The 21,835-nt window shown below is 47.6% G+C and carries 23 protein-coding genes and 1 pseudogene; 3 read left to right on the top strand and 21 right to left on the bottom strand.

Annotated elements, in window-relative coordinates; all coding sequences use genetic code 11:
• Positions 1–20: 20 nt before the first annotated feature.
• Complete coding sequence (rpmE, locus tag ACZM6M_RS00120) at positions 21–227, bottom strand: 50S ribosomal protein L31 (RefSeq protein ID WP_176254104.1); 207 nt, start codon at positions 225–227, stop codon at positions 21–23.
• Positions 228–514: 287 nt separating this feature from the next.
• Positions 515–1,573, bottom strand: coding sequence for a spore coat protein CotS (locus ACZM6M_RS00115; RefSeq protein ID WP_337433383.1), 1,059 nt, complete (start codon positions 1,571–1,573; stop codon positions 515–517).
• Positions 1,574–1,771: 198 nt separating this feature from the next.
• Between ACZM6M_RS00115 and ACZM6M_RS00110 the strand changes: the two genes are divergently transcribed.
• Genes ACZM6M_RS00110 through ACZM6M_RS00100 form a run of 3 tightly spaced genes read left to right on the top strand, consistent with a single transcriptional unit; the run spans position 1,772 to position 4,055 of the window.
• The gene (locus tag ACZM6M_RS00110; protein ID WP_337433382.1) at positions 1,772–3,100 is read left to right on the top strand and encodes a 6-phospho-alpha-glucosidase; all 1,329 of its coding nucleotides are present in this window, start codon (positions 1,772–1,774) and stop codon (positions 3,098–3,100) included.
• Between the two features lie 14 nt (positions 3,101–3,114).
• The gene (locus tag ACZM6M_RS00105; RefSeq protein ID WP_337433381.1) at positions 3,115–3,435 is read left to right on the top strand and encodes a PTS sugar transporter subunit IIA; all 321 of its coding nucleotides are present in this window, start codon (positions 3,115–3,117) and stop codon (positions 3,433–3,435) included.
• Between the two features lie 2 nt (positions 3,436–3,437).
• Positions 3,438–4,055 (top strand): hypothetical protein, encoded by a 618-nt coding sequence (locus tag ACZM6M_RS00100; protein WP_337433380.1) that lies wholly within the window; start codon positions 3,438–3,440, stop codon positions 4,053–4,055.
• A gap of 90 nt (positions 4,056–4,145) precedes the next feature.
• Here ACZM6M_RS00100 and deoD read toward each other — a convergent pair whose 3' ends face one another.
• From deoD to ACZM6M_RS00005, 19 genes and pseudogenes are all read right to left on the bottom strand, one after another.
• Positions 4,146–4,883, bottom strand: a complete 738-nt coding sequence (deoD, locus tag ACZM6M_RS00095) for a purine-nucleoside phosphorylase (protein WP_337433379.1) — start codon at positions 4,881–4,883, stop codon at positions 4,146–4,148.
• A 15-nt stretch (positions 4,884–4,898) separates the two neighbouring features.
• Entirely contained in the window at positions 4,899–5,195 is a 297-nt protein-coding gene (locus ACZM6M_RS00090; protein WP_337933525.1) for a PTS sugar transporter subunit IIB, read from the bottom strand.
• A gap of 16 nt (positions 5,196–5,211) precedes the next feature.
• Positions 5,212–7,155, bottom strand: coding sequence for an HTH domain-containing protein (locus ACZM6M_RS00085; protein ID WP_489489306.1), 1,944 nt, complete (start codon positions 7,153–7,155; stop codon positions 5,212–5,214).
• Between the two features lie 85 nt (positions 7,156–7,240).
• On the bottom strand, positions 7,241–8,500 hold the full coding sequence (locus ACZM6M_RS00080; RefSeq protein ID WP_489489304.1) for a PTS sugar transporter subunit IIC: 1,260 nt from the start codon (positions 8,498–8,500) through the stop codon (positions 7,241–7,243).
• Positions 8,501–8,608: 108 nt separating this feature from the next.
• Entirely contained in the window at positions 8,609–9,118 is a 510-nt protein-coding gene (locus ACZM6M_RS00075; RefSeq protein WP_337433375.1) for a tRNA (cytidine(34)-2'-O)-methyltransferase, read from the bottom strand.
• Between the two features lie 5 nt (positions 9,119–9,123).
• Complete coding sequence (locus tag ACZM6M_RS00070; protein WP_066545768.1) at positions 9,124–10,293, bottom strand: aminotransferase class I/II-fold pyridoxal phosphate-dependent enzyme; 1,170 nt, start codon at positions 10,291–10,293, stop codon at positions 9,124–9,126.
• Complete coding sequence (locus tag ACZM6M_RS00065) at positions 10,290–10,772, bottom strand: Lrp/AsnC family transcriptional regulator (protein ID WP_066545765.1); 483 nt, start codon at positions 10,770–10,772, stop codon at positions 10,290–10,292. Before ACZM6M_RS00065 ends, ACZM6M_RS00070 begins: the two co-directional genes overlap by 4 nt.
• Before the next feature lie 43 nt (positions 10,773–10,815).
• Positions 10,816–11,409: an AIR synthase-related protein gene (locus ACZM6M_RS00060; RefSeq protein ID WP_337433374.1), complete on the bottom strand. Its 594-nt coding sequence runs from the start codon at positions 11,407–11,409 to the stop codon at positions 10,816–10,818.
• Positions 11,406–13,085, bottom strand: a complete 1,680-nt coding sequence (locus tag ACZM6M_RS00055) for a VanW family protein (RefSeq protein WP_337433373.1) — start codon at positions 13,083–13,085, stop codon at positions 11,406–11,408. The genes ACZM6M_RS00060 and ACZM6M_RS00055 overlap by 4 nt, the downstream gene beginning before the upstream one ends.
• A gap of 188 nt (positions 13,086–13,273) precedes the next feature.
• Positions 13,274–14,053 (bottom strand): 3'-5' exonuclease, encoded by a 780-nt coding sequence (locus ACZM6M_RS00050; protein ID WP_337433397.1) that lies wholly within the window; start codon positions 14,051–14,053, stop codon positions 13,274–13,276.
• Positions 14,053–14,739, bottom strand: a complete 687-nt coding sequence (gene nth, locus ACZM6M_RS00045; protein WP_418763644.1) for an endonuclease III — start codon at positions 14,737–14,739, stop codon at positions 14,053–14,055. The genes ACZM6M_RS00050 and nth overlap by 1 nt, the downstream gene beginning before the upstream one ends.
• Positions 14,740–14,937: 198 nt before the next feature.
• Complete coding sequence (locus tag ACZM6M_RS00040; RefSeq protein WP_417045582.1) at positions 14,938–15,267, bottom strand: MgtC/SapB family protein; 330 nt, start codon at positions 15,265–15,267, stop codon at positions 14,938–14,940.
• Positions 15,268–15,275: 8 nt separating this feature from the next.
• A pseudogene (locus ACZM6M_RS00035) lies at positions 15,276–15,446 on the bottom strand (LacI family DNA-binding transcriptional regulator); the annotation flags it as partial.
• Positions 15,447–15,480: 34 nt separating this feature from the next.
• Positions 15,481–17,331, bottom strand: a complete 1,851-nt coding sequence (locus ACZM6M_RS00030; RefSeq protein ID WP_489489301.1) for a B12-binding domain-containing radical SAM protein — start codon at positions 17,329–17,331, stop codon at positions 15,481–15,483.
• 5 nt (positions 17,332–17,336) lie between these two features.
• Positions 17,337–17,831, bottom strand: a complete 495-nt coding sequence (locus tag ACZM6M_RS00025) for a deoxycytidylate deaminase (protein WP_066545737.1) — start codon at positions 17,829–17,831, stop codon at positions 17,337–17,339.
• A 94-nt stretch (positions 17,832–17,925) separates the two neighbouring features.
• A complete protein-coding gene (locus ACZM6M_RS00020; RefSeq protein WP_337433365.1) occupies positions 17,926–18,180 on the bottom strand; it encodes a hypothetical protein in 255 nt (84 codons plus the stop codon).
• 147 nt (positions 18,181–18,327) lie between these two features.
• Positions 18,328–18,708 (bottom strand): DUF1667 domain-containing protein, encoded by a 381-nt coding sequence (locus tag ACZM6M_RS00015; protein ID WP_489489299.1) that lies wholly within the window; start codon positions 18,706–18,708, stop codon positions 18,328–18,330.
• Positions 18,702–19,964, bottom strand: a complete 1,263-nt coding sequence (locus tag ACZM6M_RS00010) for an NAD(P)/FAD-dependent oxidoreductase (protein WP_337933543.1) — start codon at positions 19,962–19,964, stop codon at positions 18,702–18,704. Before ACZM6M_RS00010 ends, ACZM6M_RS00015 begins: the two co-directional genes overlap by 7 nt.
• A gap of 3 nt (positions 19,965–19,967) precedes the next feature.
• A complete protein-coding gene (locus ACZM6M_RS00005; RefSeq protein ID WP_489489297.1) occupies positions 19,968–21,425 on the bottom strand; it encodes an NAD(P)/FAD-dependent oxidoreductase in 1,458 nt (485 codons plus the stop codon).
• Positions 21,426–21,835 lie beyond the last annotated feature (410 nt).

The following is a 21,835-nucleotide window of genomic DNA, read 5'->3' as shown; positions in this document are numbered from 1 at the left end:
CCTTGATTTTTTCTCGCTTATTACTGGGCGTTAATGCCATACTTACGATTGAACTTGTCAATACGTCCACGGGCAGCAGCAGCCTTCTGCTGGCCAGTATAGAAAGAATGGCACTTGGAGCAAACCTCAACGTGGATGTCCTGCTTTGTGGAGCCTGTTACGAACTCGTTGCCACAGTTGCAAACTACCTTTGCCTGGTAGTAATTTGGATGGATTCCTTCTCTCATTTTCATTCACCTCTCTGATTATTTGCGGTTTCCGACCGCGGCCTTGTATGCCAATCTGCCTCTGTACACTGCAGGCAGCCGGCCGGGGCCGTCACCAGAACGCACAGATATCAGCATCTTTTAAGTTATACACGCCCTTACCGCAAGTTCCTGACTCACGCAGGCGCTAAAACTGCTCTCCATATTCAGGACAGCTTAATCAGTATAGCATAGAATTTTTTATATTGCAAGAGGGAATGTGGCTGAGTTTTTGCATTTTTCCCGGCTTTCCACACCATTTTCAGGACTTACCCGCACTCTGCCATCAGTCGGCGGATAAACCGGCGGCGGGCCGGCTCCTGATCCTCCAGGCTTTTGAGCTTATCCGTGCTTTTAGCCGGAATCCAGGCCTTGTTTGTATTGTAATAGAAATTCAGCTGCTTCCAGTATTTTTCCGGAAAGAGGAACATACAGGCCAGACTCTTTCGCTCCCTCCGGTCCATAGGGCGCACCCGCTGGTAGGAATCCAGCATGGACAGGCCAAGCTCTGTATCCCAGCCATGCTTTTCCAGGGCTTTTCTCATCAAGCGGTAAAGATCTGATGCCTGGATTCCCAGATGCATCCGGTTATACTCCACAATGGCCGTATATCCCCGCCCCATGAGCACATGATGCTGGTCTAAGTCCCCATGGCAGAGAGAAAGGCCTGAAACAGACTCTGCGGACAGCTCTGCTGCCATCAACTGTCCATCTTCCTCTGCTATATGTTGTCCGGCAGCAGCTCTGTTTCTTCCCCAAAGCCTCATCATCTCATCCGCCGCTTCTTTTGCCTGCTCATAAAAGCCATTATAATTTCCAATGACGCAAAGCTCAAATTCCGTCTTTCCCCGTTTTCTGCGGATAAAGCTTCTGGCCTTCTGCATTTCCCTGATATGGCGGTTCATCTCCGAACCTGCCTGTTCCCTGCAGACCGAACCCATGCGCCATTCCTCCTGAAAGGGAATTCGGGCCAGCTGGGCATGGAGCATGGCAAGGCGGGCAATGGACTGACGGACCTCATAGCTGTCTCTTATATTACATTCCCGGTCGGAAAACCACTCCTTTAATATGTAGCGTGTTCCGTCTCCCGCCATAGTCAATAGCCCGCCTTCCCGGTTTCTCTCGTACCGGTCTGTCCGCAGGCTTGTACGGGTATCTATCATTCCCAGAATCTGGTCTTCTATTTCCAGTCTTCTCACAGTCCCCCTGTATTCCCGTAAAAGCTTAAGCCCCTGATCCGTCTCGCAGATCCAGGCCCCCCTTCCCTTTCTCACAGATATGATTTCCATTTCATATTGTTCCAGCGCTTCCAAATATCTGTCGATCATCCTACCCCTCCATCTGTGAAGTCTGCCCCCTGGCAGACGCTATTCTAAGCTTCAAACACATTCTAACGTATGTAATGCCAGATGGGATTATTACATATTTAAAATCTTCTTCCTAATAAAGAGGAAAAAATGGATTTGTCGAAAAAATCCAAACACGCTATACTGACTTCAGATGTTACGAGAAAGGAGCATTCAGCAATGAAAAAATTTTCAGTAGTAATCGCCGGAGGAGGAAGCACCTATACACCTGAAATTATCCTTATGCTTTTGGATAATCTGGACAAGCTTCCCCTTCGCTCAATCAAGCTTTATGACAATGATGAAGAACGCCAGAATCGTCTGGCAAAAGCCTGTGAAATCATTGTAAAAGAGAAGGATCCGGAAATTGAATTTCTGGCCACTTCTGACCCGGAAGCCGCCTATACAGATGTAGACTTCTGTCTGGCCCATATCCGTGTAGGACAGCTTCCAATGAGGGAAAAGGACGAACAGATCGCTTTAAAATACGGCGTCGTAGGCCAGGAAACCTGTGGCCCTGGCGGTATTGCCTATGGTATGCGTTCCATCGGAGGCGTTATTGAGAATATTGACTATATGGAGAAGTACTCTCCTAACTGCTGGATGCTCAATTACTCTAACCCCGCCGCCATTGTAGCGGAAGCATGCAGACGGCTTCGTCCCCACTCCAGAGTCATCAATATCTGCGATATGCCTATCGGCATTGAAAACAGCATTGCAAAGATTCTTGGCTTTGAAAGCCGTAAGGATATGACAATCCGGTATTATGGGCTGAACCATTTCGGCTGGTACACTTCCATTAAGGATAAGGATGGAAATGAATATATCGACAAGCTTCTGGAGCATGAATTAAAGTACGGAAATGTGGCGGCAAGTGAAAATGCCTCAGATTTTACGGATAACAGCTGGCTTGAAACAGCGCGCAAGGTCAAGGACATTGTAACTCTCGATCCAACCCATTCTCCCAATTCCTATCTTCAGTACTATCTCTTTCCAGATGATATGGTAGCACATACAGATCCGGAATACACAAGAGCCCGTCAGGTAATTGATACACGTGAAAAAAGAGTATTTGGAGAATGCGCCCGCATTGCTCAGACAGGAACCTCCGAAGGAACCAGCCTGCAAATTGGCATCCATGCCAGCTTTATCGTAGATCTGGCTACTGCTCTGGCCTATAATACCGGAGAACGTATGCTTCTGATTGTAGAAAACAACGGCGCTATTGAGAATTTTTCACCTGACGCCATGGTAGAAATCCCCTGTATCGTGGGCAAAGACGGATATGAGCCTTTATCCGTCGGAAAAATCCCTACTTTCCAGAAGGGGCTGATGGAAGAGCAGGTTGCTGTGGAAAAGCTGACGGTAGATGCCTGGATCGAGGGAAGCTACCATAAGCTCTGGCAGGCTCTTACCCTTTCTAAAACCGTTCCCAGCGCTAATGTGGCGAAGAAGCTGCTGGATGAATACATCGAGGCAAACAAAGGATACTGGCCTGACTTAAAATAAACGGAGGTACTGAAATGGTAAACATTGAAAAAATGGCTGAAACTGCCATGTACATCGTGACCTATGCAGGCACGGCTAAATCCTGCTATATGAATGGACTTTCCGAAGCTAAAAAGGGGAATTTTGAAAAAGCCCGCGAACTGCTGAAGGAAGGAGATAACAATATGGCACAGGCACACCAGTCCCATATTGGGGTTCTGGAAGAAGAAGTGACATCTCTTACTCCCCAGATTTCTCTTCTGATGTGCCACGCCGAGGATCAGATCATGGGAGCCGAAACTTTAAAAACCGTTATTATTGAACTCATTGAATTATATCAGAAAAAGGAGAATTAATTATGGAAATTCAACCACAAGATTATAATATCTGGGCCGGATCACAAACGAGAAACGGCTTTGCCGCAGATGAAATTATATCCAGTCTTCAGAAAGCCATACGCAGAGCCATGGAAGAACAGGCTTGCCAGTATGCTTATGAACTGTATGTATCTGGCCCTATTTTCCTTGAAAAGCTCTGGCGCAGACTTCTTACAATCTCTGTTGAAGACATTGGCTTTGGAAATCTGAACGCGGCTGTCTATGTAAACACTATGAATGAAATGCGCAAAAATTTCCCTTATGATGATGGCGATCAGCCTATGTACTTCATTCATGCGATCCGCATCCTGTGTTCCAGCAATAAAGACCGTTCCAGCGACTTCTTAAAGAACATTATCATCAAAGAGGCTGCTATGGGCAAAAAGCCTGAAATTATGGATCTGGCTCTTGACAAACATACGGTAAGAGGCAAAGCTATGGGTCGTGGTTCCAAACATTTCTTTGAAGAAGCCTGCAAGGTATTCCCACAAATCCCTGTAGACAACGACTATAGAGAACGCTACGGCAAAATTTTGGAGGAATATGATCCGTCAAAAAATGTTCCTGGCGCTTTCAAATATAATCCTGCTCAGGCATAAAACAGCCTGAGCAGCAGAAAGCACCTACATAAAACCCGGCAGTCCCGGCTATTGAGACGGACTGTCGGGTTTTTGTATGGGAATTTTATTTTACAAACGCTTTTCCATCTCTTCCAACCTAAGCACAGCCCCCAAAAGCGCTGTTTCAATCATAGAGCGGAAGGAATTCTGACGTTCCTCTGCAGATATCTTCTTTCTGGTGAGAGCATGATCGCTGACTGTAAGCAATGCAGCAGCCTTTTTTCCGCTTACCTCTGCCACATGAAATAAAGCAAAACTCTCCATCTCTTCCGCCACACAGCCCCACTGATCCCTGATTTTAAAATTGGCTTCTTTATCCTTTTTGTAAAAGCTGTCTGCAGTATGTACCTTTACCTGCTTTAAAGACTGCCCCAATGTTTCTGCTGCCTGGGATAAAAGTCCGTTTAAATCTTCGGAAGGAAAGGCTGTATCTCCTTCAAAACCACTGTAGGCTCTGGCAAACGATGATTCACTCCATGAGGAGCGGATCAAAAGCAGATCCCTCATGGCAACCTCTTCTGAAAAAGCCCCGCATGATCCTACTCGTATAATCGAATCTACGTTGTATTTACAAAAAAGTTCATGGGCATAGATACCAGTTGAGGGGCAGCCCATGCCGCCCCCCATAACAGATATCCTATGGCCCTTATACCAACCTGTATAACCGAGCATATTTCTCACCTGATTAAACAGTATGCAATTCTCCAGATATTCCTCTGCAATCAGCTTGGCCCTAAGCGGATCACCCGGCATTAAAACCACCGGCGCAATCTGTTCCGGTTCAGCTTCATTATGAATTGTCGCCATAGATTTATCCTCCTGTTATTTTTCCAAAAGCGCCTTAGCCTGCTTCAGAGCACCTTCTCCGTCAGCCATTGCGTAAGTACGCATATCCACCGCCTCTGTAGGAACTTCTACTGCTTCTGCAATTTCGTCTACAGCATGCATCAGCTGAGGGCCTACCAGACATACATCCCATTCGCCGGCTTCATCCTCTGCCGCCGCACTGCAGACTGCCTTGATCATCAGTTCTTCTCCCTGAGAAGCGGCATAATCCTTCATTTTTTTCACCAAAATCGAACTTGACATTCCTGCATTGCATACAACTAAAACCCTCATTTTCTTTTTCCTCCTGCTAAATTTTTATTTTATATTTCATTTCATCCTGAACAGATGATCTTATTCTTTCCAGTACATCAGAGGCCGTTTTTTCTTTCTGAAGCGTTTCTGCCAGAAACTGTTCTTTCCAAAACCTTCTGAAAAAACCATACAAAGCTTCCTGCTTTCCATAGTTTCCCGGAGCAAAAGCCGCTGCCATCATAACCCGGATATCAGACCGTCTGTTTCTGGCTATCACGAGACTGATTCCATCCTTAAGATCTTTTTTTTCGCGGGGATATAAAAAGCAAAAGCCATTTGCCACAGGACTTTTACTCCATGCTTCTTTTTCCGAAAATTCTCTTAAATGCTCCTTCCACGCTCGGACACACCCCGTATTTTCCAAATTTCTACATCCGGCGCCAGCCATTTCCTCCCAGGAGGGATCGCCCTCCAAAAACACCACTCGATCATGGTTAAAAAAACTTTCCAGAACAAACTCTGTCTGTTTCTTCAGAGAAAGATCCTCTATAAATCTCCAAAGCCTGTTACCCTCCTCCACCGAAAATGGAATTGTAAGGGTAATCTGCGGAATCGATGACTGTATATTAAGCGGCGTTACAGCCATTAAAATATCCGGTTCATTTTTCTCTATGGAAGATTCCAAAAGATATCCCGGACAAACTCCACAGATGCGAACATTCTCTGAAAAATTATTTCTGATCCAACGTGATACACTATAATAAAAGCTGCTGTCAGATCCTGTTACCATCTGAATGCTTACCCTGAGATGTTCACTGGGGCATCCAGCTTCTATATAACCGGATAAACGTCTCAATTCTGCCGGTGTAACATCCACGCCATATTTTTCTCTGATCAAAACACCCATAAGGAGCATTGCTCCAAAAGCCTCTCTCAGCGTATCCTGCTCTGCCTTTGAAGTAAACTCAAACAATTGCGCTTCCAGATGAATCCTGAGAATCAAACCTTTCAGATCTCCCACAAATGATCGATACAGATCTGCAGTCTCTTCCCGTTCTGAAAGCTTAATCTGATTCTGCTTCCACAGTTTCTCCTGAAAGCAGGCTGCCAGTTCTTCTGCCTCCTGATCCTCCATCCCTCCCTCTGCCGGAAAGCCTATCGCTTTCAAATAATCATAGAGAAAGGCAAAGTCACATGAATCCAGTTCCAAAAACAGACTTTTATCCATATACTGCAAAAAACCGGAAAGTTCATCTTCCGGAAGACTTCTGTCTTCCTTTTCCAAAAAATGTGCTTCCTCCCGTCTCATATTTACATAAAATATAAGCCAGGACGAAATATACAGTACAGGATCAGGAATTATCAGCTTTTTCTCTCGGCAGTATTGAACTGTATATCCATAAAATGTATATATCTCACCCAAATTGACAATCCCCTGCATCCAATGCATGAGAAGAGAATCCATCATCTGACCGCTGCTCATAATACAGCTGGAGATCAGGCGAAAGATCAGTCTTAAAATATCATACTCCTCCGCCTGAACATACAGACAATGACTCTTCATCACAAACTGGTTAAAGCCGCAGGTTTCACTCAAGGTATTTTTAAGATGTATAAAATCCTTGTATAGCGTCTGCTCCGAAACGCAAAAGCGATCTGCAATCTGATCCAGCCTGATTCCGGGGTGCCCCAGAACTCTGCCCATAATTGCAAGACGCCGTTCCTGAGGCGTGTGTATCTCCCATTTTATATCAGGATCCGCCTGATTTTCCAAAACGCTCATCATGTGATTCCGATATGCCTCTGGTATATAATACCCTTTCTTCTGCGAAGCACAGATGCGTATTTCATACTCCTTCATCCAACGGTTTATATCTGAAATGTCATTGCGTATGGTTTTTCCGCTGACACGCAGAAGTTCTGACAACTGATGACCTGCTACACCGCCCGGATGGCCCAAAATATAACGTACGATTGTTTTCTGACGTATTGACAGCAAGTGAATCCCTCCCTTTGCTGTCAATTATATCATATCTTTTCAGGACACACTACTAAATCCGAGTCTGTCTGAAAAGCTGTTTCTGTCACTTTCCTGCCATTTCCTTCTTCAGCTCATCTGCCTCCATCATTTTAAAGAATGGATAATAAATAACCGTCATAACGACTACGTTCAGCACAGACATAACGGCCGCTTTCCAGTCCAGCGTAAGTAAAAAAGCCTGAAAACCAGGAGGAAGAAATCCGGGGGCCTCCCACAGAGGCAGTCCCACCAAACCTGTAGACATTGCCAGATAATTCACTGCCGCAATCAGTACAGGGCCAAGTACAAACGGTATCATCAGAAATGGGTTCATGATGATTGGCGTTCCAAAAATAATCGGTTCGTTGATTCCAAACAGAGAAGGAATAATTCCTACCCGCCCAATGGTTTTTAAGGACTTCGCCTTAGAAAACATCATAAGAAGTACCAGTCCCAGAGTAATTCCAGAGCCACTTACCTGTAAAAATCCGTAATAAAAACCAAAGGTAAATACATGTGTCGGATCCTGTCCGGCAGCTACTGCTGCTGCATTGGCTGTAGCATTGGCGATTGCAAAAGGCGCCCACACGTTGGATGTGATCGCAGGACCGTGAAGTCCAAACATCCATAAAAGCTGTGTAAGGAACACCACCAGCATCACCATTGGAAGGCTGTCCATGGACGCAATGGCAGGAGCCAGCACTTTCATAATCACCTGCGGAAATACCATTCCTGCTATATTCTGGCACAAAGCTGCCACACCTGTAGCGACAAGAACCTCAATAATCAGTGGAACCAGAATAGAAAAGCTGTCTGCTACCATAGGAGGTACACTCTCGGGCATTTTGATCGTCAGGTGATTCTTATCACAGAATCGAGTAATCTCTACAGCAAAAATCGCAGAAATAATAGCAGTAAATAAGCCCTCTGCCGCCAAATATGTCACCATCCATGTTCCATCCTCTGTAACAGTTACAGATAACAGCAGATGAACCAGAATTGCAGAAGCACCAATCAGCGAATTCTTCAGCTTATAACGCTTTGCAAGAGAATTGGCAATGTAAAGCGCCGCATACAAAGACATTACGTTCGTTGTAAAATATGTGGGAAATGTAAGAATGTTGTTGTGGGCATTTACCCATTCCATCAGTCCTCCCCCTACCAGGTTGCCAATACCTGTAGGAACCAGGCAGAAGGAGCCGATGATAATGATTGGCACAATACCTACTATACCATCTTTCACGGCCTGAAGATGTTTTTGTTTCTCCAGAACACGTGCTATAGGCATCAGCCATTTTTCAAGCCACTTTTGAAGTCCACTCATAATGGAATCCCTCCTCAGATGTGTATTTTATCTAAGAGCGATTATAAAATAGGAGGGATTTTATCACAAATAATTAAATTCCTAACATAAAAGGTAAATTTATAAATATTAGATCTGGCTATTCCAGGAAAGATGATGCAGCTCTCCCGCCAGCTCCATCTTTTCAAATCCATTCTGGCGCAGGGCCTCATAAAGCACAATGGCGGCAGAATTGGAGAGGTTTAAGGAGCGGATATCGCCCCACATGGGGATGCGGATGCAATGCTCCTCATTTTCCACCAGGATTTCCTCAGGAATACCGGCGCTTTCTTTGCCGAACATCAGATAACAGTCCGGGCTGTAGCTTACGTCAGAATAAACCTTATGGGCCTTGGTTGTGGCAAAATACATATTGCCTGCAGCCTGTGGATTTTTTTCAAGAAAATCCTGGTAATCGCTGTATACGCTTACATCCAGCTTATCCCAGTAATCCAGTCCGGCCCGTTTTAAGGCCTTTTCATTGAGCTTAAAGCCCAAAGGCTCGATCAGATGGAGCCTTGTATTGGTTGCAACGCAGGTGCGGCCGATGTTGCCTGTATTAGAAGGCATTTCCGGTTCTAAAAGTACAATATTCATCATAGCTGTCACGCCTTTCCGTCATGGTTCTTTACAAAGCGCTCAATGCGGCCTAAGGCCTCTTTTAAGCTCTTAAGGGAGTACGCATAGGAAATACGCACAAACCCTTCTCCGCACGCTCCAAAGGCCGTTCCCGGCACCACAGCTACCTTTTCCTCTTTTAACAGCGCTGTGGCAAATTCCTCAGAGGTCATACCAAATCGGCTGATATTGGGGAAGGTGTAAAAGGCGCCCAACGGCTCAAAACAGTCGATCCCCATTTCCTTAAATGCATTTAAGAGGTACCGGCGGCGCTGGTTATAAGATTCACGCATCATTTCCACATCATTATCCCCGTCCCGAAGGGCAGCGACCGCCGCATACTGGCTGGTAGTGGGAGCACACATGATGGCATACTGATGGATCTTTAACATCTGCTTTAAAATAATCTCCGGAGCCGCCGCATATCCCAGACGCCAGCCTGTCATGGCATAGGATTTGGAAAAGCCGTTGATCAATACCGTTCTTTCCTTCATTCCGGGGAAGGAAGCGATGGTAACGTGATTATCTGTATATGTAAGCTCGGAATAGATTTCGTCTGAAATTACAAAAATATCCTTTTCCACCACAATCTTAGCAATCTCTTCCAGCTCATGACGCTCCATGATCGCTCCAGTGGGATTATTTGGAAATGGAAGAACCAGGATTTTCGTTTTATCGGTAATCTTTTCCAGAAGTTTCTCAGGGGTCAGTTTAAAATGATCCTTTTCCTCCAGTTCAATCACCACCGGCACACCGTCCGCCAGCACGGCACAGGGCACATAGGAAACATAGCTGGGCTGGGGAATCAGGACTTCATCCCCGGGATTCAACATGGCACGCATGGCTGCATCAATGGCTTCGCTGCCGCCCACCGTAACCATGATCTCTTTGTCTGAATCATAGCTTACATCAAAACGGCGGCTTAAATAACGGCTGATCTCGTCCTTTAAGGACTTAAGGCCTGCATTAGAGGTATAAAAAGTACGTCCTTTCTCCAGAGAATAGATGCCCTCCTCCCTGATATGCCAGGGTGTGTCAAAATCAGGCTCGCCTACGCCCAGAGAAATGGCTCCCTCCATCTCGTTTACAATATCAAAGAATTTCCGGATTCCAGACGGAGGGATACTTACGATCTTATCTGATAAGGGATTTCTCATGGGGTAATCAGCATCCTTTCATCCTGGACCGGCTCGCTGATAATAGTGCCGTGATCCTTATATTTTTTCAGTACAAAATGTGTAGCTGTGCTTAAAACAGCCTCCATGGGAGCCAGCTTGTCGGAAACGAACTGTGCTACCTGGCGCATGGTCTTTCCTTCGATAAATACGGTAAAATCAAAGGAACCGCTCATCAGATACACAGCGTTTACCTCGCTGTACTGGTAAATGCGCTCTGCGATCTTGTCAAAGCCCATGCCCCGCTGAGGCGTTACCTTTACCTCGATCAGCGCAACTACCTTTTCCTCACTGGTATTATCCCAGTTGATCAGGGTATGATAACCGCAGATAATATGCTCTTTTTCCATATCTGCAATCTCATTTGCCACTGCAATCTCACTTTCACCCAGTAAAACCGCCAGATCCTTTATATCGATCCTACTGTTTTTTTCAATCACCGCAAGAATTTTTTCTCTCATAACCATCCTCCATTCTGCTAAAAAAATCCCCTGAGGGCATATATTACAGTCCCAGCTTTAAAAGCTCATCCGGCTGGGGACGCTCCAGATATCCGGCTGCTTCCTCACCGTGGCGGAGCTTTCTTGCAATGCCTTTTTCCGCCCATCCGATCACTGCCGCCGGAATCCCCGCCTGCTTTAATTCCCGCACCAGGCGGCTGCCGCTGTCTGCCGCAAGGAGCACACAGTTTTCACTGTAAAGCCGGTAGGGATTTAATTCAAACAGCTCACAGACTTCGATTGCCGCCTGATGGACAGGGAAAAGGCGCAGATCCACGTCCAGTCCTGTGCAGTAGATGCCTGAAAAATTCCAGAGTGCTGCCAGTACGCCGCCTTCCCCTGCAAACTCCCAGGCTGTAACCGGACTTTTTTTTTCCGCTGTCGCCTGATCCAGCCAGCTTTTTACCGAATATTCCTCTTCTTTCAGTTCTCTTAAAAATGAGGGAGCAAATCGCCTGGAAAGTATTTCCTTTTTTGCTTCCAGGATGCGTCTGGCTCCTGCCAGACCGGCAGAACCTGCAAAAATCAGCTCCTGTCCCGGATTTATATGGCCGTCCCGCTTTTCAAAGCCGCCCGGCCCCTGCCCTGCTGTTCTCATTGAGCCACCTCCCCTGATGGGGCGGGAACTCCCGGGCCACCTCCCGGAGCTGCTGCGCTGCCTCCGGCCTCTGGCGATGCTCCGGGGCCTCCACCGGAAACTGCTCCGCTGCTTCCTCCTGCACCCTCCGGTGCTCCCGGACCGCCTGAGGCCGCCCCGCTGCCGCTTGTGCCGCCTGCTGGTGCTCCCGGGCCGCCTCCCGGGACAGTTCCGCTTTCTCCCGGCATTCCGGGGCCGCCTGCCACATTTTCTGCACCGGGTGATTCAGGAGAAGTATTTTCCCCTGCTCCGGCAGTCTGTCCTCCTGCGGGATCGGTCTGCACAGGCGCATTGACCGGCGCTTCCGGACCCACACGGTAGACTGCCTTTGAAGCATTATAGGTATCTTTATTTAACAGCGTGCGCTCCGTCTCCACACCGTCTACCGTAACCACCTTCCACAACCGGGATCGCAGTCCGGTATGGGAAGACTGCACCCGAACCTTCGCTCCGGGAGCCAGAGTATTGTCAACGATCAGCTGAGGTTCACCGGGACTGGTAGTACCTATGGTTTCTGAGATATACTCCACCTTTCGTCCCTCCGGCCGCGTTTCCTTTCCATAGAGGGTAAAGGTCAGCTTTTTCCCGGAAGTATAGGCTTCTACGTAGATGGGAGTACTGTAATTATTTTTAATTTTAATATCCTTATAGGTTCCCGCAATGGCTGCATCCATGGAAGGCTCCACATAGGTAACGATCATGGAATGGTTCTGCCTCTGAACAATTTCCACCTCTGCTTCCAGAGACGCGCCGTACAGCGTGGTCGCGATCTGGCAGACGCCTCCTCCGATACTGTCTACCACCTTGCCGTTTTCATATGCGGCTGCAGTCTTGTATCCATTGGAAGTTGTAAAGGGCTGCAGGCACTCATAGCCAGAAAGCACTTCTCCGGGCATCATTACCCTGCCGTTGATCTTGGCCGCTCCCACGGAAAGATTGGTGGAACGGGCTGCTCCGCTGCTGGAAAAGTCTGTGGTACAGGTGCCCAGCACATCCTGGATGGACGCCAGTTCCTCCGATGTGATCTCCGGCTCCTGCTCCGTGATCACCGCGTCCGCCCGGACTGTTCCCTCCTGCTGTCTAGCCAGCGCCTCATTCAGCGCCTGAACCGTAGCTTCCGTATCAACCGCGCGGCCGGAAACTGCCTCTGTAATCACAAAAGCGCCGTTTTCCCGGCGTATGGAGGCATTCTGAGGCTGCGTCAGGATATCCTGGCTGTGGGTATCCACAAAAGCTGTTACCTTCTCAGGATCTACTGCTGTTTCAACCGCAAGCTCTACCGGAGCCCGGGCAAGATCTTTCTTTACCATATACTGGCGGATCAGGCTGCCTCCGGCGTACTCCTTAAGCGTTTCCTCAATCTGGTTCTCATTGCTCCAGTAAAGTCCCAGCTCCTTTGCCGTGGTCTCCTTCTCCTGTCCGTCCAGGGTCAGGATAACCGGACAGTTTCCCAATTCCTCCTCATAAGTCTCTATTACATCACGGGCCTCCCCACAGGTTTTTCCTGCCAGATCCTGCCCCTGTACACGAATCCCGTCGGGAAGTACAGGAGCCGCCATGGCTGTACCAGGGAAGGCCCACACTGCCCCGGCTGCCGCCAGGACAGTCAGGGCTGTTTTCCACATTTTATTTTTCATTCTCACATATCCTTTTCATTCCGGAAGCCATTTTTCCGGCATTTTGGCCCGTATCACAGATCCTTTAATACATCAGTGCACTTAAAGCCATCGGTACGATCATAGCCAGTACCAGGATCACAACAATAATGGTTGAAATGATCTTCTTTGTCTTATGGTCTCTCATGTTCAGCATTTTTTCACCTCTTTTAATCCTGCGATCCCTTCCTTCTGCCGGAACCGCCCACAAAACCGTTATATGGGGAAGACAGAGAATGCTCTGTAAGTCTTCCCCGCTGCAGAATGATCTGATCAATCAGTCTGGACGCCTCGCTTCTGCTTAAAGTATCCGTCTGCAGAGTTATGTCTATTCTATGACATTTTATCAAATCCTGCAAGTATTCTTTTTGCCTTTTTGTAGCGGGCTGCTCCCGTTTTGCCTTGTGGATCAGCGGACATGGAACAAAAAGCTCCTCCCGTTCCTTCCCATAAAGGGCCTTAAGCTTTTCATAAAGCAGGTGGGCTGATTCTGCATCCGCTTCTGCCCGATGAGCAGCAGACTGGGGAATCTGAAACCAGGTACAGGAAGCGGATAAATTCTTTTTCTCATCCGGCGGCATCAGATGACGGCACAGCGTCAGGGTATCGACCGCCTCAAACTCACATTCCAACCGGCTGTTTACTGCTGCCTGCTTTAAAAATCGGTAATCAAAGAGGATATTGTGGCCCAAAAGCGGAAGACCTTCACAAAAGGCCAAAAGCTCTCCAATCACATTTTCCATGAGAGGCGCTGTCCGTACCATCTCATCTGTAATTCCCGTAAGCTGCGTAATTTTCTCTGAAATAGGCCTTCCAGGATTGATCAGCGTCACAAACCGCTCCCGCACCGTTCCGTCAATCACCTTTAAGGCCGCTGCCTCTGTAATTTTTTCCGTCTTTGATTCCAGACCGGTCGTCTCCAGATCAAGGGCAATATAAGAAGTCATCATCATGCCTTACCTCCATCAAAAACCACCGGTTCTTCGCAGGACGGGCAGTATTCCTTTAAAAAGCATTCCCCGCATTTGGGTTTTCTGGCCGTACAGACAGTTCTTCCCAATGTAATAATATGAATATTCCACAGAATCCAGTGGTCCTTTGGCAGCACCTTCATCAGATCATACTCCACCTTTTCCGGCTCCTCCTCCAAGGTCAGGCCCAGCTTTCGGGAAATCCGCTTTACATGGGTATCCACCACAATGCTCGGCACATGATAAACATTGCCCCGGATCACATTAGCTGTTTTCCTTCCCACGCCTGCAAGGGAGGTCAGATCCTCCAGCGACTCCGGTACCTCTCCTGAAAACCGTTCCAGCAAATCTCTGGCGCAGAGAATGATATTCTTTGCCTTATTATGGTAAAACCCGATGGAATGGATATCCTGCTCCATCTCCTTTACATCCGCCGCGGCAAAGGCTTCCAGAGAAGGGTACTTCTGAAACAGGTCGGCTGTTACGATATTTACCCTGGCATCCATACACTGGGCGCTTAAAATCACGGCGATCAGCAGCTGCCACGGTGTTTCATGGTTCAGATAACAGATCAGCTCCGTGCCGTATTCCCGGTCCAAGGCTTCCAGTATATGAGCAACCCGCTGGCTGCGGGCCGTTTTTGTCTCCCTTTTTATCTTTGGCATATAAAACGCTCCTCATTCCTTATATTTCAGTCCATTTCAGTATACGGCATATGATGCCGGTTTTTCAAGCTTCTTTTATATTGTAGCCTTTGCAAAAAGCACCACCCATCTGAGATAATCCCAGACAGGCAGCGCCTTTTCCATAATCTTTAAAATATGTATTTTGCGTACCGGACGCCCTCTATGGCCTCCATCTGCTTAAGCACCATATCCCGGCTTTCCCATTTGAACCTCTTCAATCTCCAGGCCATAACCCGAGATCCTCTGTGCAATATCAGAAATCGTCACTGTACCGTTAAACTCTACATAGACGCCGCAGTACACATCCTCCAGAATAAATTTATATTCCAGCTTCTTAAACCGTGCCATAATCAGATATACTGCAAGCGTAGCCAGAATTCCTGCGCTGTAAAAGCCAATGCCGCTGATTACCTGAGCTCCCAGCCTGGCCGGATCTCCGGTCTGAAACGCCTCCTGCATATAGTGGCCCATAGCCATCACAATGGCGGCTCCCATACATACCAGCATATAGGTTCTCCTGCCCGCAGCTGCTGGGCCTGGGCATTGAGCTGGTAGCCCAGTTCCCTGGCGGCCTGCTCCACTAACTGGATCTTTTCAGCACTCACATTTCCCCTTTTATTTAATACATTAGAAACTGCGCCGTGGGATACTCCGGCACGGGCTGCTATATCTTTAATCGTTGGCATATCAGCCTCTGTCTCTCCTTCTCAAAAATACATTTTAGCAAATCTCAACCCGAACCATCCTTGCATTATAGGTCAGCGGGTCGCGGTTTTTATAGTCAAACAGCAGAAAACTTCCGTCCCCCGCCGGCTCCAGATGGGCCATCTTTGCCAGCTGGCGGGAATCATATCCCGTATAATCCGGAAGCAGGCAGGGGCAGTCCTCCTCCTGCCTGAAAAAACGCCGGATCTGCTCCTTGAAATGTGAAAGATTCCTGGCAAAGGAAGGACGGCTTTTGATATTTTCCCGGAGGTACAGATCGGTCATCAGAGCATCTCTGTACTGCTCACGCTTTCTCTCTGCATCTGTTCTGCTGCCGTCAGAAAACATTTCCTCTGCCTGCTCCCACAGGATCTCATACCGTGCCAGACGGCTGTGATTTACGCCGCCATATCCCTTCTTCTGGTAAAATCCGGCCAAATCCAGAAACATTTCATAGGGCGTATCAAATTCCTGCCTCAGCTGCTCCAGTGTACAGGTAAACTGGCGGCTGTTATAGTAGACTTCCACCATCTCTTCCACAGCCTTTAACTCCAGGATATCTCCATAAGAAAGCCATCGGGTGGACAAGACCTCATAGGGCGGGGAAGATGAATATAACAGCTCACAGGCAGGAATCATTTCTTCCATATAGGAGCCTTTTAACACCTTCAAAAATCCCAGCTGCAGCTGTTCCGGCTCCATATCATATACCTCATTAAAGGATTTTCTAAAGCTGCTTAAATCCTCATGGGGAAGGCCTGCGATCAGATCCAGATGCTGGTGGATGTTGTGCTGGCTGTTGATCTGATGAGTAATCTTTCTTATTTCTGCGATATCCGTTTTTCTGCGGATTGCCGAAAGCGTGTCCGGATTGGTGGACTGGACTCCTATTTCCAGCTGAATCAGTCCCGGACGCATGGAAGAAAGGAGGTCCAGCTCCTCCTGATCCAGAAGATCTGCTGCGATTTCAAAATGGAAGTTCGTAATGCCGTTGTCATTTTTCCGGATAAACTGCCAGATTGCCATGGCGTGGGATTTTTTACAGTTAAAGGTCCGGTCCACAAACTTTACCTGCGGTACTCTGGCATTTAAGAAAAAGAACAGCTCTTCCTTTACCCGTTCCAGACTGCGGAAACGGACGCTCTTATCAATGGACGACAGGCAGTAAGCACAGGAAAAAGGGCAGCCTCTGCTGCTCTCATAGTAAATAATCCTGTGTTCCAGTTGTTCCATCTCCAAAAATCCATAGGGAAAGGGGATCCGGTTCATATCCATGGGCGGACGGATACCGGTGTCATAAACGGGCCATCCTGCCTGTCTATCACCGCCCGCAAAAGTGCCCCAGGCTGCGCCGTCTTTATTGCCCGGCCTGTCCAAAAATACCAGTCCGGGAATCCCCTTTTGTTTTATTTCTTCCAGATATCCACTGAAGGAGGCTCCTGATCCCTCCTTTTCCACCAGAACCTGTAAAAGCTGTGCAAAAGTTTCCTCGCCTTCTCCCTTCATCACCAGATCCACCACAGGCTGTTCCCTTAAAATCTCCTCACCGCAGTAGGATACCTCAGGACCTCCAAGCCATATCTTCACTTCCGGGAGCACCTTTTTTATATCTGCCAGAAGACATTTTATATAAGAAATATTCCATATATAGCAGGAAAAACCGATCACATCCGGCTTCCTGCAGTACAGATCTTTAAGAATCTGTTCTAACTGGTGGTTGATGGTATACTCCGCCAGCTCGATCTGTATCTGTTCTCTTTTAAAGCCCTGCTCTGCCAGCATCTTCTCACCGTAAGCCTTCAGGCTGTAGATCCCCAGATTGGAATGGATATATTTGGCATTTACCGCTGCCAGAAGAACCTTCATTTTCCCTAAACCTCTATTTCAATTTTACGCCCTGTAGGCTGATACTGATAATACCTTACTCCGGCTGCATTGAGCATCCGCTTGGAAGCCCGCACGGCAGGCGTATCGGCATACTTGTCTTCCCCATAGACAATCGTTGTAATTCCCGCCTGAATAATGGCCTTGGCACATTCATTGCAGGGGAAAAGGGTCACATAAAGCTTGCTGCCCTCCAGGCTTCCGCCTCTGTAATTTAAAATGGCATTCAATTCGCTGTGGGTAGAATAAAAGTATTTTGCATGGTAGGGATCGTCCGCCTCATGCTCCTTCTCCCAGGGAAATTCGTCATCTGAACAGCCCTTGGGGAAACCATTGTAGCCCATAGAAAGGATCTTGTTGTCCTGGCTTACGATACAGGCTCCCACCTGGGTGCTGGGATCCTTAGAGCGTTTCCCCGACAGACAGGCCACTCCCATAAAATATTCATCCCATGTAATATAATCCTCGCGCTTTCCCGACATACGTTTCCTCCTGTTTCGTATATTTTCTCTCTGCATTCCACTATATAATAGATTGGGGGAAAATGCAAGGATGGAGAAGGTTTGTAGATGGGCTCTACACCTGTGAATGAATCAGCCTCACTGCCCACTCTGCATCCTTTTTATCCACATAAAAGGAATATGTAACCAGAAGCCTGTTATTTCCCAGGCTTCCAAGTCCGGCCTGATCAAACGGATTTCGTCTTGAATCATCCCGGGCCCGAATCTTGTATTCTATATGATTTTCATTCAGAATTTCCTGTACCCGTTCCTTCTGGAAGCTGTCTGAGGTGGAATATACCAGTTCTGTCTTTCCAGTGAAAAGGCTCATGCATTTCTCCTCCTTCTGTAATCGTTCTTTCATTAAAAAATACCATATTTCATCCAGAATGTTAAGGGCATTCATTTAAAAACCCTTCTTAAATACAGACAGCCGAACCCGTTTTCACCACTGGTCCGGCTGTCTGTATACATGATTTTATTTCTGTTTCTCCACCGTCTTCGTCACGATCACATCGGAATCGTATCCTAAAAGTCCTTCTATCACTACAGTCCCTGCTTTCACTGGTGCGGTGACGCGGCATCTGCGGATTTCTTCCATGGCGTCAAAGATCCTTGCCTTTGGTATGGGGGTCGTGAGGCGGACACTTGTAAGGGGCAGCTCTCCTCCCTCTACCGAAATGGAGGTTGCGATATTTCTTCTGGGATCGGTGAGCTCCTGCTCCACATAAGCTTTCCCTCTTGGACAGGCTGCTCCTTCTATGGAACGGATCCGGCAGGCTCCATCCTCCGTTTTCTCAAGTTCTGCTGTGATCTCACAGCCATTTGGACAGATAATACAGGTAAATTCTCTTACCATTCCACACTCACCTCCAGTTCTTTACAGCCTGACAGCTTCTCTGCCTTTAATGGGATCTGAATCATTTCTGCCGGAATGGCTTTTTTCATCTTTTTAAAAGCCACCTCCGTTCCATCCTGACGTACTACGATACGGCAGTCCTTAAATGGCCTGTTTACACGCAGTGACAATCTGCAGTCCTCTTTTCCGGAAATACGCTGCGGCACTGTGTGATTGATAAAACAATCGGTACGAATCACAACGGGACACTCCGGCAGACATCCCTTATCTACATATTCCGCTGCAGCATCCGCCAGCCGTTCCGCCTCCATGGACACAAAGTCTACCAGATCATGGACGTGGAGCACATTTCCTGCTGCAAAGATACCGGGCCTATCCGTCTGGAAATACTCATCTACTTCTGCGCCCTTCGTTCTTCCATCCAAGGTTACGCCGGCATCCAGGGAAAGCTCATTTTCAGGAATCAGGCCTACCGACAGGATCAGCGTATCGCAATCATACTCTTTTTCCGTTCCAGGAATCGGTTTCATATGCTCATCTACCTGAGAAACCGTCACACCGGTCAGACGTTTATCCCCGTGGATGGCTGTAACCGTATGGCTCAGATAAAGGGGGATTCCATAGTCGTTTAAGCACTGCTCAATATTTCTGGGAAGGCCGCTTGGATATGGCTGGATCTCAAATACAGCCTTTACATGGGCTCCCTCTAACGTAAGGCGTCGTGCCATAATCATACCGATATCACCTGAACCCAGAATCACCACTTCCTTTGCAGGCATCCGGTTATACAGATTGATATATGCCTGAGCCACTCCTGCAGTAAATACGCCTGCGGGCCTTTCTCCCGGAATCCCCAGAGCCCCGCGGGTGCGCTCTCTGCAGCCCATAGTAAGGATCACTGCCTTCGCCTTCCACTGCTTTAAGCCCTGAGGCGTAGCTGCAGTAACCACATGTTCCTTTGTCACCTCTAAAACCGTGGCGTCCGTCAGATAGGGAATCTTAAGTTCATGCACCCGGTCGATAAATTTCTGTGCATATTCCGGGCCGCTTAGGGTCAGGCCAAAGCGGGTCAGGCCAAACCCGTCATGGATACACTGGCGCAGGATACCGCCCAGATGTTTCTCCCGCTCCAGAATCAGAATATTCGTAATCCCTTTTTCATACAGCCGCACTGCTGCCGCCAATCCTGCCGGACCGCCGCCCACTATGACTGCATCCACTGCTTCACAGACGATCTCATGCTCTAACTGTCCCATATCCTACACCTCCCGAACCTTTCCGAACAATACCTGTGAACCTTCCCGCTCATACTGCACCTGGGTTTCTTGTTTACCCAGCTCCTGTTCGATGAGCTGCTCGATCCGCATCTGGCAGTAACCGCCCTGACAGCGCCCCATCATGGAACGTGTCCTGTATTTGATGCCTGTCATGGTATCCACTCCCAGAGGATTATGGATAGCCTTTAAAATTTCCGCCTTCGTAACCTTCTCACAGCGGCAGATCACCTCTCCATAATCTGGATCTTCTTCAATCAATCGGGCCTGTTCCTCCATGGAACATTCCTCAAAGCGGCGGATTCCCTTTCTTTCCGGATTAAAATCAGGATTCTCTTCCAGTTTTTCCCTTTCCTTCATCATTTCAATGGCATACCGCGCAATGGGTACTGCTGCTGTCAGTCCCGGAGACTCTATTCCTACCAGATTGATGGCCCTGGGCGCAAGATCATCCCGTATCTCAATCTTAAAATCCTGGATCACTCCCTGATTATCCACCCATTTTGGAAGGATACCGGAATAATTGCGGATATAATCCTGCTTACGGATACAGGGCCACAGATCCGAAGCGCTGTTAGCCAGATAATCCATATTTTCCTGCGGCACTCCATAGTAGGTGAAATCCGTCACCAGATCCGCATTTGGCCCGATAATAACATTTCCGTCTGTGGTATTCGTCACATGAATTCCCATATATGTATTGCTTGGAACCGGATAAACGGGCATAGGAAGCAGCGGGCCGGTACGCTTATCCAGAATAATGTAATCGCCCTTGGAGCCGATGATATGGTATCCCGTAATTCCTAGGAGATCGGAAATTTTTCCGCATCCAAGGCCTGCACTGTTTACCACCCAGCGGCTGTAAAAGGTTCCCCCGGAAGTGGAAATACAGTAATTTCCGTCTCCGTCCCGTGAAACATCCATTACTTCACATCCAAAATGATACTCAGCCCCGTTCGCATGGGCATTTTCTGCCAGGGCAATGGTATAGCCAAAGGGATCTACAATCCCGCTGTTCTTTGAATACATGGCAAATTTTCCCACTACCGCAGGTACCAGCTCGTGGAGACGTTTTTCGTCAATGAGCTCTAATCCTGAGGCCCCATTGTCCTCTCCCTGGCGGATCGTGCGCTTTAAGGTCTCCATGTCCTCATCCGTATTGCCGACCAGCACCTTTCCACAGCGGATAAAGCGAAAATCCAGTTCCTTAGCCAGGTCTCCCATCATCCGGTTTCCCTCTACGCAGAGCTTTGCCTTTAAACTTCCTCTGTCATAAGCAAAGCCGCCGTGAACCACGCCAGAATTGCGCCCGCTGGTCTCATTGCAGACATCCAGATTTTTCTCCAGAACGCCGATCCTTAAACGATATCGTGACAGCTCTCTGGCAACGGCGCTCCCCACTATGCCTCCGCCGATGACGAGCACATCATATAGTTCTTTCATGTTCCTGCTCCTCCTTTTATTGGGTGAATATTCATCCTATAAATTATAGTTTATTTTTAGCATATTGGCGGGAATAAGTCAATGTGTTTTGAGGTATTTCAAAATATTTATAGGATGAATATGGTTCGCAAACAAAAACCCTGCCGCTTCCATTCCAAAGGGCAGGGAGAATATTTGAACCAGCCTAAAATATTCACGGCAAAACCGTGAATATGGCTGAAAACCACATAGTTACTGTATTTTAATTGCATATTACTTTTCACTTTTTAAGTGAACGGAAAAAGAGCATCCATTTGTGGTAAAATTAAGGTGATGGTGTATAAATAAAGTTGACACCCTATTCTCAAGGATTTTGATATATAATCATAATCAATACGAGAACAGGAGAAAAACCTATGGCACAGAATCAA

The sequence above is a fragment of the Enterocloster sp. genome (genome assembly GCF_057861365.1).
Note: the sequence above shows the minus strand (reverse complement) of the source record. Positions and strands in the feature narration are given on the sequence as shown.

What these genes read in the sequence shown, in the direction of transcription:
- rpmE (WP_176254104.1), bottom strand. Translation starts at nt 227, where the DNA reads ATGAGAGAAGGAATCCATCCAAATTACTACCAGGCAAAGGTAGTTTGC.
- ACZM6M_RS00115 (WP_337433383.1), bottom strand. Translation starts at nt 1,573, where the DNA reads ATGATCGACAGATATTTGGAAGCGCTGGAACAATATGAAATGGAAATC.
- ACZM6M_RS00110 (WP_337433382.1), top strand. Translation starts at nt 1,772, where the DNA reads ATGAAAAAATTTTCAGTAGTAATCGCCGGAGGAGGAAGCACCTATACA.
- ACZM6M_RS00105 (WP_337433381.1), top strand. Translation starts at nt 3,115, where the DNA reads ATGGTAAACATTGAAAAAATGGCTGAAACTGCCATGTACATCGTGACC.
- ACZM6M_RS00100 (WP_337433380.1), top strand. Translation starts at nt 3,438, where the DNA reads ATGGAAATTCAACCACAAGATTATAATATCTGGGCCGGATCACAAACG.
- deoD (WP_337433379.1), bottom strand. Translation starts at nt 4,883, where the DNA reads ATGGCGACAATTCATAATGAAGCTGAACCGGAACAGATTGCGCCGGTG.
- ACZM6M_RS00090 (WP_337933525.1), bottom strand. Translation starts at nt 5,195, where the DNA reads ATGAGGGTTTTAGTTGTATGCAATGCAGGAATGTCAAGTTCGATTTTG.
- ACZM6M_RS00080 (WP_489489304.1), bottom strand. Translation starts at nt 8,500, where the DNA reads ATGAGTGGACTTCAAAAGTGGCTTGAAAAATGGCTGATGCCTATAGCA.
- ACZM6M_RS00075 (WP_337433375.1), bottom strand. Translation starts at nt 9,118, where the DNA reads ATGATGAATATTGTACTTTTAGAACCGGAAATGCCTTCTAATACAGGC.
- ACZM6M_RS00070 (WP_066545768.1), bottom strand. Translation starts at nt 10,293, where the DNA reads ATGAGAAATCCCTTATCAGATAAGATCGTAAGTATCCCTCCGTCTGGA.
- ACZM6M_RS00065 (WP_066545765.1), bottom strand. Translation starts at nt 10,772, where the DNA reads ATGAGAGAAAAAATTCTTGCGGTGATTGAAAAAAACAGTAGGATCGAT.
- ACZM6M_RS00060 (WP_337433374.1), bottom strand. Translation starts at nt 11,409, where the DNA reads ATGAGAACAGCAGGGCAGGGGCCGGGCGGCTTTGAAAAGCGGGACGGC.
- ACZM6M_RS00055 (WP_337433373.1), bottom strand. Translation starts at nt 13,085, where the DNA reads ATGAAAAATAAAATGTGGAAAACAGCCCTGACTGTCCTGGCGGCAGCC.
- ACZM6M_RS00050 (WP_337433397.1), bottom strand. Translation starts at nt 14,053, where the DNA reads ATGATGACTTCTTATATTGCCCTTGATCTGGAGACGACCGGTCTGGAA.
- nth (WP_418763644.1), bottom strand. Translation starts at nt 14,739, where the DNA reads ATGCCAAAGATAAAAAGGGAGACAAAAACGGCCCGCAGCCAGCGGGTT.
- ACZM6M_RS00040 (WP_417045582.1), bottom strand. Translation starts at nt 15,267, where the DNA reads ATGCTGGTATGTATGGGAGCCGCCATTGTGATGGCTATGGGCCACTAT.
- ACZM6M_RS00030 (WP_489489301.1), bottom strand. Translation starts at nt 17,331, where the DNA reads ATGAAGGTTCTTCTGGCAGCGGTAAATGCCAAATATATCCATTCCAAT.
- ACZM6M_RS00025 (WP_066545737.1), bottom strand. Translation starts at nt 17,831, where the DNA reads ATGTCGGGAAAGCGCGAGGATTATATTACATGGGATGAATATTTTATG.
- ACZM6M_RS00020 (WP_337433365.1), bottom strand. Translation starts at nt 18,180, where the DNA reads ATGAGCCTTTTCACTGGAAAGACAGAACTGGTATATTCCACCTCAGAC.
- ACZM6M_RS00015 (WP_489489299.1), bottom strand. Translation starts at nt 18,708, where the DNA reads ATGGTAAGAGAATTTACCTGTATTATCTGTCCAAATGGCTGTGAGATC.
- ACZM6M_RS00010 (WP_337933543.1), bottom strand. Translation starts at nt 19,964, where the DNA reads ATGGGACAGTTAGAGCATGAGATCGTCTGTGAAGCAGTGGATGCAGTC.
- ACZM6M_RS00005 (WP_489489297.1), bottom strand. Translation starts at nt 21,425, where the DNA reads ATGAAAGAACTATATGATGTGCTCGTCATCGGCGGAGGCATAGTGGGG.